Source organism: Vampirovibrionales bacterium (genome assembly GCA_016712355.1).
Classification (GTDB): domain Bacteria; phylum Cyanobacteriota; class Vampirovibrionia; order Vampirovibrionales; family Vampirovibrionaceae; genus JADJRF01.
In genome coordinates, this window is sequence record JADJRF010000002.1 from 1 (window position 1) to 14,992 (window position 14,992).

12 protein-coding genes and 1 pseudogene are annotated in these 14,992 nt (G+C 63.1%); 2 read left to right on the forward strand and 11 right to left on the reverse strand.

Features of this window, described 5'->3' with window-relative positions; all coding sequences use genetic code 11:
- Positions 1-1,901: 1,901 nt before the first annotated feature.
- Complete coding sequence (locus IPK79_00865) at positions 1,902-2,213, forward strand: hypothetical protein (GenBank protein ID MBK8188986.1); 312 nt, start codon at positions 1,902-1,904, stop codon at positions 2,211-2,213.
- A gap of 1,417 nt (positions 2,214-3,630) precedes the next feature.
- Here IPK79_00865 and IPK79_00870 read toward each other — a convergent pair.
- The 4 genes from IPK79_00870 to IPK79_00885 all read right to left on the reverse strand — a co-directional run bounded on the left by IPK79_00870 (position 3,631) and on the right by IPK79_00885 (position 5,383).
- A complete protein-coding gene (locus IPK79_00870) occupies positions 3,631-4,101 on the reverse strand; it encodes a hypothetical protein (protein MBK8188987.1) in 471 nt (156 codons plus the stop codon).
- Between the two features lie 11 nt (positions 4,102-4,112).
- Positions 4,113-4,481, reverse strand: coding sequence for a hypothetical protein (locus IPK79_00875; protein MBK8188988.1), 369 nt, complete (start codon positions 4,479-4,481; stop codon positions 4,113-4,115).
- A 254-nt stretch (positions 4,482-4,735) separates the two neighbouring features.
- Positions 4,736-5,143, reverse strand: coding sequence for a hypothetical protein (locus IPK79_00880; GenBank protein MBK8188989.1), 408 nt, complete (start codon positions 5,141-5,143; stop codon positions 4,736-4,738).
- Between the two features lie 12 nt (positions 5,144-5,155).
- Entirely contained in the window at positions 5,156-5,383 is a 228-nt protein-coding gene (locus IPK79_00885) for a hypothetical protein (protein ID MBK8188990.1), read from the reverse strand.
- A 323-nt stretch (positions 5,384-5,706) separates the two neighbouring features.
- Here IPK79_00885 and IPK79_00890 point away from each other — a divergent pair, with 323 nt between their 5' ends.
- Entirely contained in the window at positions 5,707-5,844 is a 138-nt protein-coding gene (locus IPK79_00890; protein MBK8188991.1) for a hypothetical protein, read from the forward strand.
- Between the two features lie 911 nt (positions 5,845-6,755).
- Here the strand turns inward: IPK79_00890 and IPK79_00895 are convergent.
- The 7 genes and pseudogenes from IPK79_00895 to IPK79_00925 form a co-directional block, all read right to left on the reverse strand.
- Complete coding sequence (locus IPK79_00895) at positions 6,756-7,607, reverse strand: hypothetical protein (protein ID MBK8188992.1); 852 nt, start codon at positions 7,605-7,607, stop codon at positions 6,756-6,758.
- 71 nt (positions 7,608-7,678) lie between these two features.
- A complete protein-coding gene (locus IPK79_00900) occupies positions 7,679-9,136 on the reverse strand; it encodes a hypothetical protein (protein MBK8188993.1) in 1,458 nt (485 codons plus the stop codon).
- A 132-nt stretch (positions 9,137-9,268) separates the two neighbouring features.
- Positions 9,269-9,838, reverse strand: a complete 570-nt coding sequence (locus IPK79_00905) for a hypothetical protein (protein MBK8188994.1) — start codon at positions 9,836-9,838, stop codon at positions 9,269-9,271.
- A 1,895-nt stretch (positions 9,839-11,733) separates the two neighbouring features.
- Positions 11,734-12,138, reverse strand: a pseudogene (locus IPK79_00910) (hypothetical protein).
- Between the two features lie 115 nt (positions 12,139-12,253).
- The gene (locus IPK79_00915; protein MBK8188995.1) at positions 12,254-12,952 is read right to left on the reverse strand and encodes a hypothetical protein; all 699 of its coding nucleotides are present in this window, start codon (positions 12,950-12,952) and stop codon (positions 12,254-12,256) included.
- The gene (locus IPK79_00920) at positions 12,909-14,291 is read right to left on the reverse strand and encodes a hypothetical protein (protein MBK8188996.1); all 1,383 of its coding nucleotides are present in this window, start codon (positions 14,289-14,291) and stop codon (positions 12,909-12,911) included. The genes IPK79_00915 and IPK79_00920 overlap by 44 nt, the downstream gene beginning before the upstream one ends.
- Before the next feature lie 112 nt (positions 14,292-14,403).
- A complete protein-coding gene (locus tag IPK79_00925; protein MBK8188997.1) occupies positions 14,404-14,841 on the reverse strand; it encodes a hypothetical protein in 438 nt (145 codons plus the stop codon).
- Between the last annotated feature and the right edge of the window lie 151 nt (positions 14,842-14,992).

The window sequence follows — 14,992 nt, forward strand, 5'->3', positions numbered from 1 at the left end:
CCGACCAGCTTCTTCTCCACCGCTCTGGCGGTAAGCACTACCTCGTCGGCTGGAAGATCATCAAGCGGCGCACGACAACGCCGCGCCGGCAGGCAACGTTGAAGATACTGGCGACCGTGGTCAAACGATCGTCTTGATGGCGGACTTCAGTCGATCGTCAAAAGAAACTCATTGCTCTCACGGCTTGGTTTGGGCTTTATCAGCGCGAAACTGCAAGTGAAACCAGAACGGCAGCAAGCGTCACCTTTGGAGTGTTATATCTCCAGCAGCTTTGCCAAACTTTGCGCGGGCATCGTCTACACAATGGCATTTGTTTCAATTTTGCTTGTTCTATCGTCTAGCGATCACCAAAGCGCGATCTTTCCTCTAAGTTTTCGCGCTATCTCTGCTCTGTCCACTTCCTCTCTGCGGATGTGATCGTGAAAATCGCTCGCGGTTGTTTCGATCAACAGCCCCCAACGTTAACGTGTCGTCTTTATCTCTCTCGGTATCGGGGGAGCGAACCGCTCAACTGCCGGCTTCATCTGCATCGTTCGCCATCTTATCGCCGCAACCGGATTTGTGGGGGCAGATCACAGTCATAACGAAAATCTCGCATTAGGCTACCTTCTACAGCCATTATCCGCGCTCCTTGTAAGCGACTGGCCTGAGTAGTTAGGGCGCGCTCGGTGTTTGCCGCACCGGGCGTGCCGTCGGCTTTCATCTATCTGGCGCGCGCAATGCGGCACGGCGAGCGGGGAGTGTTTCCCGCCGCTTTAGGTTGTCCCCTACGACGTTGTTGTCGATCGCCGTGGGTGGTCGTGAGCTTTAGGAATTGCGCGTTGAGTTCGTTCCCCTCCACTTTGGTTGTCCAAGACACAACCCGCCGCCGCCGGAAAGTCCCGCATCTGCCTTTGGCGTAAGCTCGCCTTGTCAGTGATCAGAACGCCGTAACCGAGAAAAGCGTCGGTACAACTTACCGCCGAAAGATGTCAGGCCGAGCGATGATTTCGACGGCCCTCCCTTCTGACGGAGGGATGCCAAGCGGCAGAGAGCCATATTCAAAGCGGCCCGTCATTGGGGGCGACTGTGCACATCCGTTGACGCAGCCCTAGCGCGCTGTCTTGCCAAGAATTACTTTGAGCCCGGCGGCATTGGCGTACCGCACGGCGACGTGGATGACGTGATTAAGTACCCCCTGCGCCGCGCACTTCATGCGGGCGTATAGACGTCGCCACGCGTGAAAGTCCCGACGCCGCCGTGCCGGACGTTCTCAGCGAACCCCATCCTTTCGCGGTGAACGGATTGCATATGGAAACAGGCCAGGGCGGCCGGTGGTGGCTATCTGGCGCTCAAAGTGGTGAACGACGCAAAATCCCGACCGAATACACCTCGGCGTTGCTGCCAGGCGTTATTTGGAGGGTTCCGCCCGTGACGTATGTAGGATTTGCATCCGACGAACTTCCCGGCGGCGTTAAGCAGATCGCCGATTCGCCCCCGCCGGCTTACAATCGCCGTGTTGGGTGACCCCGCTGGAAGCCGGATCAGACTAGGGCTGGGGTTTTATGTAATCGCAACCGAACTTTCCGGCGCCAAAGTTGAATCCGATCTGGTTGCCCGCACCGAGCAGTCCTGCGTTTGACGTCACCTGTTGCAAAAAAGCCAGTTCGTAATTAGCGCTGACCGGCCGGCGCAGCTCCCCGACACAGATGTTCAGCCGTCATCTTTTGGGTAAAATGCGGGGTCCCCGGCAGGGGGGCTGCCTCTCCTGGTGATGTCCCGACGGCACCCAGTAACCATCAGCCGATCTCCACTTGTGCACCGCGCAGTGAGGCGGGCGCCAAGTCTCCAGCCGACGGTCTGCCCGATGCTATGTTGCTGCGGCTGGCCGGTCCAGTACCATCTTGCACGGGCACAAGCTTTTGCGCCGGCACACGCCGTGCCACAACAACGTCGGCGGCGGGAAAATCGCCCCCGAACAACATCATCCCGGCATTCATCAGCGGCAGCGCTGCGGCGCCAACGCGCTTCAACGCCTCGCCGTGACCGGCGAGATGCAGTGCGCGGTCAGCGAGTTCTCGGGCGTCGCTAATGTCAATCATCAGACGATCTCTGCCCAAATTGGCGGCGGCCGCCGTCATGGTCTGGTCAACACGCCCGCCGTGGTCGGAACCGTGCTCTGCGCGCCGTCACGCAGCGTGCGCCGCACCGTGGCGGGCAGCCCCGGGGTATAACACTGGCATTGCCAGCAACCGTCCATACACCAGGCGGCTCACGCCGTCAGCCAGCGGCGCGTACAGATAAACGCCGGCTGCCAGTCCCAATCGGGGAGCGTTGGTCGCGCCGATCAGGAAGTTGCATGACGGTTTAAGATGCCCGACAGTTTCTTAGGCCGCCGTTGATGCGCGGCGGGTACCGCGGAAACCCATGCCGGGCTCATCGCCCGTGTTCGCCCCGGTGAGCTGGAACTGGTACCACCTGTCAATCCAGGGTCGGCGGCCACATCACCGCCATGCGGACAAAGAAAGCCTTTGATTTATCGTCTGTCGTGAGGTTCTTGGCCTTGCCTGTAACCGGATCGATGTTCCCGGCGGGGTCATCGTCCAGCCGCTCTCTCTGTTATCCAGATTTCGCCCCTAAATCCAGCCGCTCGCGTTCGATTGATCGACGCCGGAACGATATCATCAACGGCGCCCCTTCTTGTCGCCTATTTCCGGCGCCGGGGCGGGTTTCCCTTGCCAGTACAGGTGCCACGAAAACACGTCTGAGGCGGCCATGAATGCCGCGTTCGCCATTAGCGCATCCCACCATGGGCCGGAGTTGTTGCCGCCTCGCGTGACCGGCCGGAACGATCGAGACGCCCGTAACGACCGTCGCTGTCGGATCAGCGGCGCGGATCGCGGCCGAGCAGCCGATTGCCACTTGCGCGTATTGCGCTGCTGTCCAGCCGCGGAAGTCGCATTCGTTGTAGACCTCCCACTCTTTGATCGTCGCCCTGGCGGTTGACCGCCGCCGTAACGAAAGCATACAGCGACGGCAAGTCGGCCGGGTTTGGATAGATGTTTCCGCCGACGCTGGTCGATGAAGCCCAGGCCGGCGTTTGCGAGACTCTAACGCCCAGGCAGTTGATGTTGTTGGACTTCAGTGCGGCGACGGGCTGTCAATCTCCGCCCACTTGTACGCAGAGTCGCGCGCCGGCTCGACGCTGGACCACTGTATGTGCCGCCGGAGATCAATGCGCGGGTGAACGTCAGCGGCGCCCGTGACGGCCGTATTGCCGATGCGCGTGCCGAGGCGGAAGCCCGCATCGGCTGGTAAGGTGCGCCGGACGTGGCGAAGCAGCAGCCGGCCACGTCGGCTGCTCAATCACGATAGATGTTGCCGTTGCGCCGCACGCACGCCGCTTTGTTTGGCGGCAGTGTGGAAACGGCGATCGTCCCGCCGGTCGCGTTCTGCAGCGTGCACGGCGCTTCCGGCACGATCGTCACGTTGGCCGCCGCGCCAGTTATACAAGGGCAGCCACTGGCAACGCGCGGCGTTAGTCAGCGTGGCGGTGATGACCGTCGTGCCCGCGCCGACAAAAGTCGACGAACAGGACGAGCAGCCCGATCACCTGCGCCGTCGAAACCCTCCTCCGTATTCGAGACACGGTCAGCAGAGCTCGCGGTGGAACGGCGACACGAAGACGCGGGTTGCCGTTTCGGTGATGGCGTCGGCATCAGGAGTGCCCGTGGACACGCCCAACAGCGTCCGCACATCGGCCGCCGACAATTGCGACCAGGCGCCAGACCCGGATGCGCGGCCGATCAGGCCGGGCGCGCTGGCGTTGACGAGTTTTGCCAGCGTAACGGTGTTGTCGCCGAGGCTGATGGCGCTTGATTGCCATGCCGTACTGCCGAGCTCGGCGTTGATACGCGTGACAATATCCGGGCCGTTGACCGATCCGGTGTTGATCGGGGTTGACTTGTTTAAAGCTTGCCCACATGTTGCCGAGTGTTGCCGGTCGCCCCCGTCGCCACCGCCGTACTGCAGCCGGATGCGCGTCGTCGCTGTCTTTGCGCCGGCCGGGCACGAAACCTCCGTGCCGAATACCTGACCAGTGCCATTGCTGCCATCGATCATTACCTCGGCGTTTAACGACGTCCAATTCGTGTTGTAGCCGCCGGCGGCGGTAGAATACTGCCATTGAAACTTGCTGCCCGTCGGCGCTGGGGAACCAGCCGACACATAGGCCTGCTATGATGGTTGTGCAGGGTAAGGTCGCGCTGCCATCGGCGATTCTGGCTGGCGACCTCGCCCGTTGAGACAGGCACCGTCATATTTGAGGTGGCCGTTGACCACGAAATCTCGTCTGAGTCGGTCGCGGCTGCGTCGGCCGGCGCGAGTTGCGCGCTCGGAACGTAGCCGCTGGAATTGAGGCTTGCGTATCCGTTGACCGCACCCTTGCGGCTGATACGCTCGCACTCGGCATCGATCTCGGCAGCCAGTGCGGATACCGTCACCTGATGACCAGTTTCCAGCCGGCGTGTAGGCAATCGACGTGGCGTTGATACCGGCGACCGCATCCGCAACCGCGTCCGTGATGGCCGAGCCGATGTCGGTCGAATTGACCTTGCTGTCGAGCGCCGTCGTAGACCCGTGATTTGGGCGATTTCGTGCCCGTGATCGGAAGCGGCCTTCAGTTCAAGCGCGCCCGTAAGCCCCGTGATGTCGGCAATCGCTTAGGTCGTCTGCGCCTGGGATGAGATTGCCGTCCTCATCCATCTCGCGGCCGTTGAATGAGTGCGCGAAGGCTTTGCGCCAGGGTCGCCCCATACAACACGTCGAAAGCCGCGGCAATGGCGGGAGCGGTCAGCCCGTTTTCGCTGAGAATGGCCTCGACGTCCGTCCCAAGGCGAGTGTTCAGGAGATCCAGCACGAGATCGCCGGTCACCGCCGCCAGCAAGTCCGTCAGCTTGTCGCGGTCAGCCTGGCCGAGCAGATAAAGGGCGCCAGTTCCGAAAACGCCGTTACGCCGACGGACCCGGGAATCAGCTTGCCGATGACAAGATGGGGAGAACTCCGCCGTATCGTCGTCGAACAACGCGATGGGCTCACGCTCTGACACGTTGGGGTTTGCCGTCGTAACGGCGGCGACCTTACCGCCCTTTGGCTGTAAAGGCATCTTGCTACTCCGCTAGGAAATTTCGCCGCCGTCGAAAGAGCCGACGCCCGCTGTTGCATCGCCGCCAATTTCGCCGCCATCCAGCGCCCCATATGGCGCCGTTGCATCGCCGCCGATCTCGCCGCCATCCAAGGTGCTGGGTATGCTATCCCCGCCTCCGAACAGCTCTGCCATATCCGCCGCCGACACAGTGTAAAACTCGCCGGACTGGGCGCGAAACAGGGAACCCGCCGGATACAAAGTTTGGCGTACCGCCGCTAATCCAGGCCGATCATTCTGGGGTCAAGAGGTTCAATCACGGCGCTACCCCACGTTGTTTTGCAATGACTTTCGTCGCAGTCGCGATCGGCGACCTTCGTTGACCCGTTCCGTCAAGTTGCCAACGCACATTGCCTTCGACCATGAAATGGTCGTTAGCGCCAACGAGGAAGACGCCATAGGAATGCGTCGGCAAAGGCCGATTGCCGGCCCGATTGTGTTGCCTGATACCCGGAAGCGCTGCGCGCCCGCGCCGATAGCAACGCCCGCGAAAGCCCCGGCTGCCGACTGGCTGTTGCTCAAATATGATTGTTCGAGATATCAACGGCGACCGGTCCGGCATTCAGCACGACGCCCTGCTGCCAATTGCCCATTATCCGAGTTGTGCGGGCGATGATCTCGCCACGGAAGTTGGAACCAATGACGAGGCCGTTTCCGGTTAGGCACGATCCCAGCCAAGAGTGCTCCATATAGAAACCCTCGCCCGCGGTCCAGGATCACGCCGTTTCCGTAGTTATGGTCGCCCTCAATGTCGTAGACGTAGCACCATATCGGAAACGACGATCCCGTATTGGCGCTGTCGGTCATAAACAGCGCGTTGCCGCCGTTCAGGCAGATCGCCTTATCAACGATCAGAGAATAGGCATAAGGTCGTAAACGATTGGCGTCGCGAACATGTTGGCGACGAAGCGCCACTGCATCCGCCATCAGTGATCTGAGATGTGAACGCCGTTGCAGGCGTCGTGCCTGGGATGCCGGATGGTCCGGTGCCGGTTGTAGCGGAAGTGCCGGCGACAGAGCATTGATAGATATTCCCGGCGTTGATCAGAATGGCGCCCTGAGCGTAAGCCGTCCCGATTGTCCACAGTTTGCGGGATCCCCACGGGTAAGGGTACGGGTTGTCGCTGGTCAGGTCGGAAATGATCCAGTCGATACGACCGGAACCCCGATGATCCCGTGTATCGGACGCCGGGATTTGCCCCAGCATTGACCGGACATGCACCCGCGACACCCGGCATTCTGTCGGGCCGAAAACATCTATGCCGTTCCAGCCGCTGAAAATGCGCACATCTTCGACCGAGCACCGGAAACAACCGTGGGGGAATGCGCAACTCTGCGCCGCCAGGATTGGCCGCAATTGCGGAGAGAATTGCCGCCGTGTTTTCCGTCGCCGTTGCATCCGGGGAAAGCCCGTATTCGCGGACATCGACCGGAGACGCCGATACCGGTTCGCGCCAGAACGGGCGGCCGGCTGGGTCTGTTTCAAGCCGTCGGCTGGGCGGCCCGTCGGCCACGGCCGGGCCAGAAAGGTCGATTGCCCCAGGATGAAAGTGCCTGCCAAAGATCGAGGCGCTCAAATTGCGCTTTCGATTATTCCGCCGGTGACTTTGCCCCAAATCTTTAGCCCGGCCTGCAGCTCGTTCTCGCCAGGGTTGTCCTTTACTGGCAACAACAGGTTGATTGCCTGAGACGGCCCGAAGGTGTCGTCGATCTCCCAGATGCCAACCTGCGGCACGCCACCGAGGTTCAGGGTCACTGCGTTCTCGCTCGCCGCCGGAGACGGCAACGGATAAACTTGGATACCGTCTACCAGCGTAAACGGCCCCCACTCGCGGATTGACGCCGCCCCCGCCTGCGATGCGAGCTGCGCGGCGGTGGCGGCCAAGTCGCGCGCTTCCTTGGCGATGACGTCGGCGGAAGCGGCAAGGCCAACGGTCGCGTCTGGATCGTAGGCTGTCACGCCGATTGCCGTACCCGCCTCGTTGAACACCAGCGCGCGCCGCGCGGCTGGCTGCGGCAGCGTCGTGTCAACGGTTCCAGTCGCTGTCGGCGCAAGACGCAACGCGCGGCCGACTTCCTCGGCCACCTGCTGCGTCTGCATCTGCTGCGAATCAAGTTCGTCGTTGACGGTCTTCGCTCGGAATTGCCCAGCTTCTGGGAAGTCCGTCAGGCGGGCATATGGCCGCGTCCGCAAGATAGTGATCGTCTGGCCGTCTGCCGGCGCGGCGGCAAGCGTGATGGTGCCGCCGGAAGTCTGCCGCACGCCTGCCACGGTATAGGCGTCAGCCGCGAGCAGCGTACCGCTCGCATAGACGGAGATGTCGCTCTCCGAGAGAATGGGAAAGGGAAACGCGTGCGTGAGGACGGAAGCAGATGCAACGTGCTGAACCCGAGGAGCGACCGCAGAAACTTGGACGTCGGGCATGCCATAGCCACCGGTCTGTGTAGGTGGCTCTCTATATATGCCCTATTTAGTCTGGTGTCACGGGGGTTGGTCTACCTGTTATCGGGGATGCCCAGCGATGCGTTGATGCCGTGCTCCGCTTCGTCAAACGCCTTCCGCAGATAGAACAGGTTTTGCAGCGGAACGAGCTTGCGAAGCCTGTGTGTGTCGCCGGATGAGAACCCGTCGCCCGCAACGCTTGCGCGGTATCTCGAACAGCAAATCCTTGCGCCGGCTCGAAGGTTGGCCCCCAAAACGGCGCCCATCTCGTTACGAGAAGCGAACCGCGATCCTTGCTTTCCGGTGATAGCCGATATGCCGATGTTTCCGCCGGTCATTTTTTCCGCGATGTTGTTGGCGTCGAATAGCCACCCGGTGACGCCGCTGCGATCGATGCCCTCCTGCACCCAGACTGCCGGGTCGTCGCTCACTTCCTGCCCGGCGAGCGTCTGCTTCAGCAAGTAGGTGATCATTCCGAGACCGGTCATGAGCGCGACGCCCGAGAGCGTTTCGGCATCTCTCCGCTGCAGCCCGGCCAGCAGCACGCGCTGGTTTGCCGCCAGCCCAAACGATCGGAATTGCCCGACAACCTTGCCGAGTTCCGTGCTCATCCACAGCGGCTTATCACCAACCCCGGGCGTTACGATTATCTCGTCAACTTCCTGCGCCAAGGCCGCCCTGTAGACGTTGGCGGCATCGCGATATGTCCACTTCGCGGTGTTCGCCCACCATACGCCGCTGTCTTTCGTGCCGTGCTTCTCGAACTCGCCGGCGATCTTCAGCGCCATGCCTTCGTCGATGCCAAGCCGCGCCAGCCGGGTAATTTCCTTCTGCCCGATCTGCTGGCCCTCGGCAATCTTCGTCACCGCACGCAACGTCCGCGTCTGCGTGATCATGCCCGAGAGCTGCTTTGCTGCGGCATTCCACGGGCTCATGAGGGTAGCGACGCCAAACTTGCTTGTTGCCCACGATAGCCCGCGCTCAAGCCCACTTTGCCGGCTGTAGGAATCCATCACGTCATAGAGCGCGGTTGCTCGGCTATCGAGCACCATGTCCAGCGCAGTGCCTGCCAATTTGGTCTCTTCGGCCGACAGCCTGACGGCGCGCAGCCCGTGCGCCAGCGGGACAATGCCATCGCGCATCGTGCGCCAGAGCCCGTGCACCATAACCGGGCGCGCAATATCGCTGATCGCCGAAATCGTTATACCGCCGAGCAGCCGCAGATAGTTCAGGTCGCGCGCCATTCGCCCGGCGCGCACCGCCAGTCCGTGCGGATCGTCCGGGATGCGATAGTTCCCGCGCAGCCTGTCGCGCATCGCCGTCAGGTCGGCAAGGTCGCTCTCTTTCCGGTTCCTCAGCCGTAGCCGTTCTGCCTCAGTCGTTGCCGCCTTGATCTTGTCGTTGTATCCGCGGCGCACCTTGTCGAGCGCGTCCGCCATGTCGAGTTGCCCATTGAACCGCGCGGCGATCTCGACGTCCGGCGCCATCGTGCGGGTGTAGATGCGGGCCACCTTATCGATGTCCGACTCTAGCCACGGTTCAATGAGCTTGTCAGGAATGTTGAATGTCCGTTCCTTCAGCGGTCCGCGCTCGAGCGTAATTGCCTCGTAGCGGGTGCGGCCCGGTTACCGGACACCAGCGCATCAGTGATCTGATCGGCGATGTCGCGGAGTCAGCTGCCCAAGCTTGCCGTCGGCATCTTCCAGGGACCGGCTGAGTTTCGCCGACGTGGCGCCAAGCCGGCGATCCTCGATCTCGATCTCGCGCAGCCGCTTGGGCTCCAGCTTTCTAGCCTTGCCGCCGGTGATCGCCGCCATCGCCTGATCGTTCGTCGCCTTTCCCAGGTCGATGCCCGCCTCGTCGAGCGCCTGGATGACGTCATCGACGGCTTGCATCTCGGCAACCTTGTCCAGGTCCGCCGTGCGATAGACCGGATCGCCGCCGAGGTCGCGCCGCAGCGCTTCCATAAGCGCATCAGGTAGTGGCCGCTCGTCGCCGACGCCGAGGAATCCTGCTTCCCATGCCTTGAAGGTCGCGTCGTCGAGCGTCATCCCGCTCTTGTCGTTGAGCAGGCCGACCTGTTCCTTGCGCGTGCCGATGCGCGCCGTCAACTCGCCGCCTTGATCCTGCAGCCCGCCGTTCTTGCGCAGGAACCCGATGAGCGACTCCGGCGGCTTCGGCAACCCGCGCCCGCTGCGGATGGCGTTCAGCATCTTCGCCATCTCGCCCTGAGTCTCAGGCTTGGCCGTGAACATATCTTTGCGCTTCGACAGCCTGTAGATATGCCGGCCAATGGCCTTGATGTCGTTCTGCCCGCGCTTGATGAAGCCGTCGAGCGCGGCGATCTTCTCTTGAACCTTGACCTCGGCCGCGTCCGGCTTTGCAAACGGCGACCTTGAGCCTTCGCCGCCTTGGCCGCGTCCTTCAATGACGTCGCTTTCTGTTCCATCGCCCGCACCGCCCGGCTCGCTTGCGCGCCAATATCCGTGCTGGCGCCAGGAACCTCGCCCAGCCAGCGGATCGCCAGATTTTGCAGCTCCTGCACATCCGTTTCCGGCAGCGCCATCCCCTTGGCCGTGCCCTCGACGCCGCCCTGCACCCGCAACGGCGACCGGGCTTTCGCCGTCAGTTCGAGAACCCGCGTCTTTGCCGCAGTGTCCATGCCCGTCACGGCAGAACTTGCCGCCTGATCGAGAGCTTCCACAAGCTGCTTCAGCCGGATATTGGACGGAAGCGCCGGGCCTTCGCGAACCATCGCCGCCGCGTCGGGAACCTCGGCTGTTGCCGCCTCGATGACCGCGCGCAGCTGTGCCTCAGCTTGCTCTTTGGTGCTCCTGGAAGCCGCACCCGACATCTCGTCGGCGAGCCGTTGCTGGCCCAGCCACTGCGTTACAACGTCAAGGAAATCTCCGCGCTGGGCGCTGATCTTCTCGGTGTTGTAAACCCGCGTCAGGTAGCTGATGGCCGTCTTGACATCGACGTCTTTGGGCAGCAGGCCAAGCTCAATCGCCCGTTCCTTCAGCGGATCGAACAACTCGCGACGCATAGCCTGGGCGGCCTTGGTCACCGCCGGCTTCAGATCGTCGCGGATGATGAGTGGATCGCCAGTGTCCCCCTCGCGCATCGCCAGTCCGACAAGTTCGTTGAACCGATCGCGCCCGACGTTCGTGCCGCCAGCCCGCAACTCGCGGTAGGCGTCATCGACAGAGCGCAATCCGGTGTAGAGCTTCCCGTGCCATTGCTTCGCCAATTCCTCGACCGGCGGGCCACCGGTAATGAAGTCCGCATGCTTGGCCCGCGTGATGCCGCTTTGCGAGATCAGCTCCTCGCTGATCTGCCGCGCCGTCACTTCGTCGGATGTCGCCAGCCGCATTACGGGCGTTCCGACGGCTGGCGTTCGCGCCTGCACCCTGGCGATACCTTCAATACCACCGGCAAGCCGCTCTTGCTCCAACGTGGTATCAAGCACCGCCGACGCGCCCACACTGCCGCGTTGAGGCTGTGGCGACGGCGCATCCATGTAGCTGTCCAGCGCGCTTGATAGCCGCGCAATCGTGTTCGCACCCTCAGCCTTCGCGAATGTCCCGATGGCGCCGCCCAGGAGCCCGGATAGTAGCGTCCCTGTCCCGATGGCGACGGCTGACTCCTCGGCCGTGCGCGCCTCCTGCGTGGCCTGGAAAATGGCCTCTGCTGCTGCCGTGCCAGCAAAGCCACCGGCCGCCGTCCGCCCGGCACCAATTGCGATATTTGCTGCCCTTGACGCTTTCCATGCGCCACCGCCGATCGGGATGAGGTTGATCGGGTCGATCAATCCAGCACCAACTTGCGCCGCCACGCCAAGCGCTCCGGCATCGGAGAGCACTTGCCGATCCTCCAGCTCGCGGCGGATGCGCTGCGCCTTGATGGCGAACTCGTCACGGTTGCGGATGGTGGCGAACGCGTCGACGAACGGCGCGAGGTCAGGCGCCTTGACGGCCTCCATGATCGGGTCGAACGTCTCATCGATCGGGAATAGCCCGGGCGTCATCGCCTGCGCCAGGCTGCCGATCGTGTTCTGCTGCCGGAACGCCGCGCCGGCCGTCTCGGAAAATGCCGGCGCCTGCCCGGATAACTGCCGCGCCGTGCTCGCCCGCACGCGGAGGTTTGTCGGCAGATCGGCCGGGCGCTCGAACTCAGTCACGAACATCCGCGCCGCATCTTCCGCCGTAACGGCACCGTTCATCCGGGCCCGCAACGTGCCAAAGTCGCGGCCTACCTCATCGTCTAGGAAGTCCAGCTGCGTGTTGACGTCGCGCCAATCCTTGCCCCGGCCCGTGGCGAACGCCTCAAGCGCCTTCCGTCGTGGCCCGTTCCATTGCAGCAAGCCGAACGAGTTGCCGTTGTCGCCGATCGCGGCCGGGTTCAGCGGCGCGTCGTGCCGAGCCCCGCCGGCCTCATGCGCCGCGTTGGCGGCAATACCGTGCGCGGCGTTCTTCGACCACCCCGCTGCTCCAGCATTGCGGCCAGGCCCGATGGCGTAAGGGCGCCCGACGCTTGCGGCTTTGGCCGCGCCGAGATGTCAACGCCGGACGGGGAGAACCCGGCGCCGCGCAGCCCTTGGACGACATCGGCCTCCGAAAAGATCGGCATCAGGGAATGCCCGGAATGGGTTGCTGCATCTGCCCCATCTCCTTTTGCCGCTTGGCGTAGGCGTCGGAAATGGCTGTCTGTTGCACCTTCTCAGCGTGCGCCTTGTGATCTGGGGCCCACCGCATGCCCGGCACCTCATTGAGCACGCCGCGCGCGTCCTTCACAATGACGCGGTAAGTCGGCGGCTGCCCCGCCTGTACCTGCCGCGCCGTGATGCCGTCCGAGACCAGTTGCCGGGTCGATCCTTCCGGCATCGGTACGTCTGCGGTCAGTTGCTCTCCGATCCATTTCGCCGCGGCCGGATCGCCGCCGCCGTACATCCGCTCGGGAGGATAGCGCATCCATCTGGTTGTGCCGTCGGCCTTGGTGACCGCCCACGTGCGCTTGACCACCGAAACGGCTTCGGCGCGCGCCGCATCGTCGTCGCCATGCGCGAGGAACGCTTCACGGTATGCAGCTTCGAACTCGGCGCGAACCGGTGCAGAGGCATCTCCCAGACCTTGCGATCCCCGGTCGAGAAAGCCCTGCTCATCGCGCAAGCCGGATCGAGATGTTGCCCACTGCCATGCGGAATTGAGTTGCGACTTCTGCCCGCCGGCCGTCATCTGCGTCTCGCGGAGCTTGCGAATCGGCTCGTTGGCGTTCCGCATCTGATCATCGACGCGCTGCGCCGCTTCCGCTGGCGACATGCCCGCCATCAGGTAATTGCCCGTGAGCCGCGCCGCTCGCACGGTATCGGCTGGCAAGTCTTCGGCGACGCTCGGCGATGCACGCTCTACACGCATGATCGTGTCGGCCGCCCACGCGCGGCGATCCGGCGAGGCGCGCATGGCTCCGTTGAGTTGCCCGGCCAGCGTCGGCGGCAGCACGCCTGTCTTCGCCGCGATCGTCTCCGGCGAGCGCTTGCTGTTCGTCGCCTGGCAACTGTGCCGCCTGGGCCCGCCAGAACGTATCGACGGCCTTGCGATCATCCGACGATTTCGGATCAAGAATTACATTGCCGCTCATCGCGCCGGCCACGCGCGCCGCGTCTTCGGCGGATGCCATGGCCGTCTTCTGCTGTGCGTCCCACGCGGTGTAAAGTTCATCGGCAGCGGCGGGCGTCAACCGCCCCTCGGCGCGCAGGTTGGCGATGTCGGTCAGGCCCTTGCTGCCGTCTTTGATGCCGCGCTCGAGGTCCACCGCCGCCCATGCGTTTTCTTGCGCCGTGGCTGCTTTCTCATCGGCGGCTGCTTTGGCAACATCGGCCTCGCGCTGGCGCCGTTCTGCCTCAACGGACCGCTCGGCGTATTCTGCGAGCGTCTGCCGCTTGTCAGGATCAAGGTTGGCAAACCGATCTCCGGCAAGCGCTGTCACTGCAGCGGCCGGGTTTGTCTGGATCAGGCGCCGCGCCGTCAACTCATCAGCGCCGGCACGAAACTTCATCCGCTGCGCTTCAGCCTGGTCGGCTCTGATCACGCCAGCGGCGACCGCGTTCTCAATCTGTGTGTCGGCTTGGCGGGTGATGTCTTCGCGCTCGGCATCGGATCGCGCCATGCCGACGCCGCGCGATAGTACGTCCAGCGTGTTGCCGAGCCTGCCAGATGCTGTCTGCACCAACTGCCGGGTGACATCCGATTGCACGTCTAGAGACACTTTTCGGGCGACGATTGCCATATTCGAGTCAAGCTGTTGCGCAATGCTGTCGTCGCCGGCTTCTTGCCGCCACTTCTTCCGCAGCCCGACGACGCTGGCGCGAAACGTCTTGTCTGCCTGCGTCGGATCTGCGCCCGCGATTGCGTCTCGCGCCGCTTTCTGCACGTCGAGGGTCGCGTTTGCCTCCAGGTATCCGAGCGTCTGGTCTCGATCTAGGCGCTGAAGGTGCTGCTTGATCGTCTCATGTCGGATTGCCGTCTCGGCAACAGTGTCGGCAATCTGGCTCGTGCTCTGAGCGATCTGCCGGCCGGTGATACCGGCGGACGCTACATTGACGAGCGGCGCGACAGCCTGCCCGCCGGCAACGCCTACCTGATAGTCAGCGACGGGAACGCGCGGCATTTACCACTCCCACGGGTCAGACGCCGTAGCGGGCGCCTTCTGGCCCCTGCCACCGGTGTAGCGATCCATCTGCGCATTCCTCCACGCCACCTCGTCTTTATAGCCGTAGACGTCAGATGCCCCCCTTGACGAGCGCCGACGTTGCACCGAGGCCGGCGCCGACTTGCGCGCTGGTTGCTTGCGATCGGTATTGATCGGCTTGCGATCGGAGGTTTGACGCCTCCACTTGGCCGCCCTGCAGCACGGTGCGATAATCGACGTTCCCGCGCGCCGCGCTTTCTGCCAGGATCATAAGCGGCGACTGGTCGGTTGGATCTTGGCCGCCGGCTGCCAGCCGGGCGCGCTGTGCCGACAGCACCTCTTTGCTGCGAGCGGCGACGCGATCGGCTTCGGCTTTAGACTTTGCCTCCGCCCATTGCGCCTGCCTCTGCGCTACCTTGGCGTTGTAGTCGGCTGCCTCCGATTGCTGTACACCGGAATAGATCGCGCCGCCGGCCGCAATGGCCGAGCTTGCCGCAATCGCGATAGGGATTACCGCCGCCGCTGCCATTATGACGCCCTCTCGTACCGAATATGCACGCGCCCGACATCGACCGGCACGAACCCGAGCCGCACCGCCCAGCGATGTGCTTCAAGATGCCCCACGGCAACGAAAGCCTCAATCGCCGGCCATTCGCGATCACGCGAGACACCCCGCAAAA

Bases quoted from the DNA above. Each gene is read 5' to 3' on its own strand.
- IPK79_00870 (MBK8188987.1), bottom strand. From the start codon at position 4,101: ATGATCGATGGCAGCAATGGCACTGGTCAGGTATTCGGCACGGAGGTT.
- IPK79_00880 (MBK8188989.1), bottom strand. From the start codon at position 5,143: ATGCCTTTACAGCCAAAGGGCGGTAAGGTCGCCGCCGTTACGACGGCA.
- IPK79_00890 (MBK8188991.1), top strand. From the start codon at position 5,707: ATGATTGTTCGAGATATCAACGGCGACCGGTCCGGCATTCAGCACGAC.
- IPK79_00895 (MBK8188992.1), bottom strand. From the start codon at position 7,607: ATGCCCGACGTCCAAGTTTCTGCGGTCGCTCCTCGGGTTCAGCACGTT.
- IPK79_00905 (MBK8188994.1), bottom strand. From the start codon at position 9,838: ATGCTGAACGCCATCCGCAGCGGGCGCGGGTTGCCGAAGCCGCCGGAG.
- IPK79_00915 (MBK8188995.1), bottom strand. From the start codon at position 12,952: ATGGCGGGCATGTCGCCAGCGGAAGCGGCGCAGCGCGTCGATGATCAG.
- IPK79_00920 (MBK8188996.1), bottom strand. From the start codon at position 14,291: ATGCCGCGCGTTCCCGTCGCTGACTATCAGGTAGGCGTTGCCGGCGGG.
- IPK79_00925 (MBK8188997.1), bottom strand. From the start codon at position 14,841: ATGGCAGCGGCGGCGGTAATCCCTATCGCGATTGCGGCAAGCTCGGCC.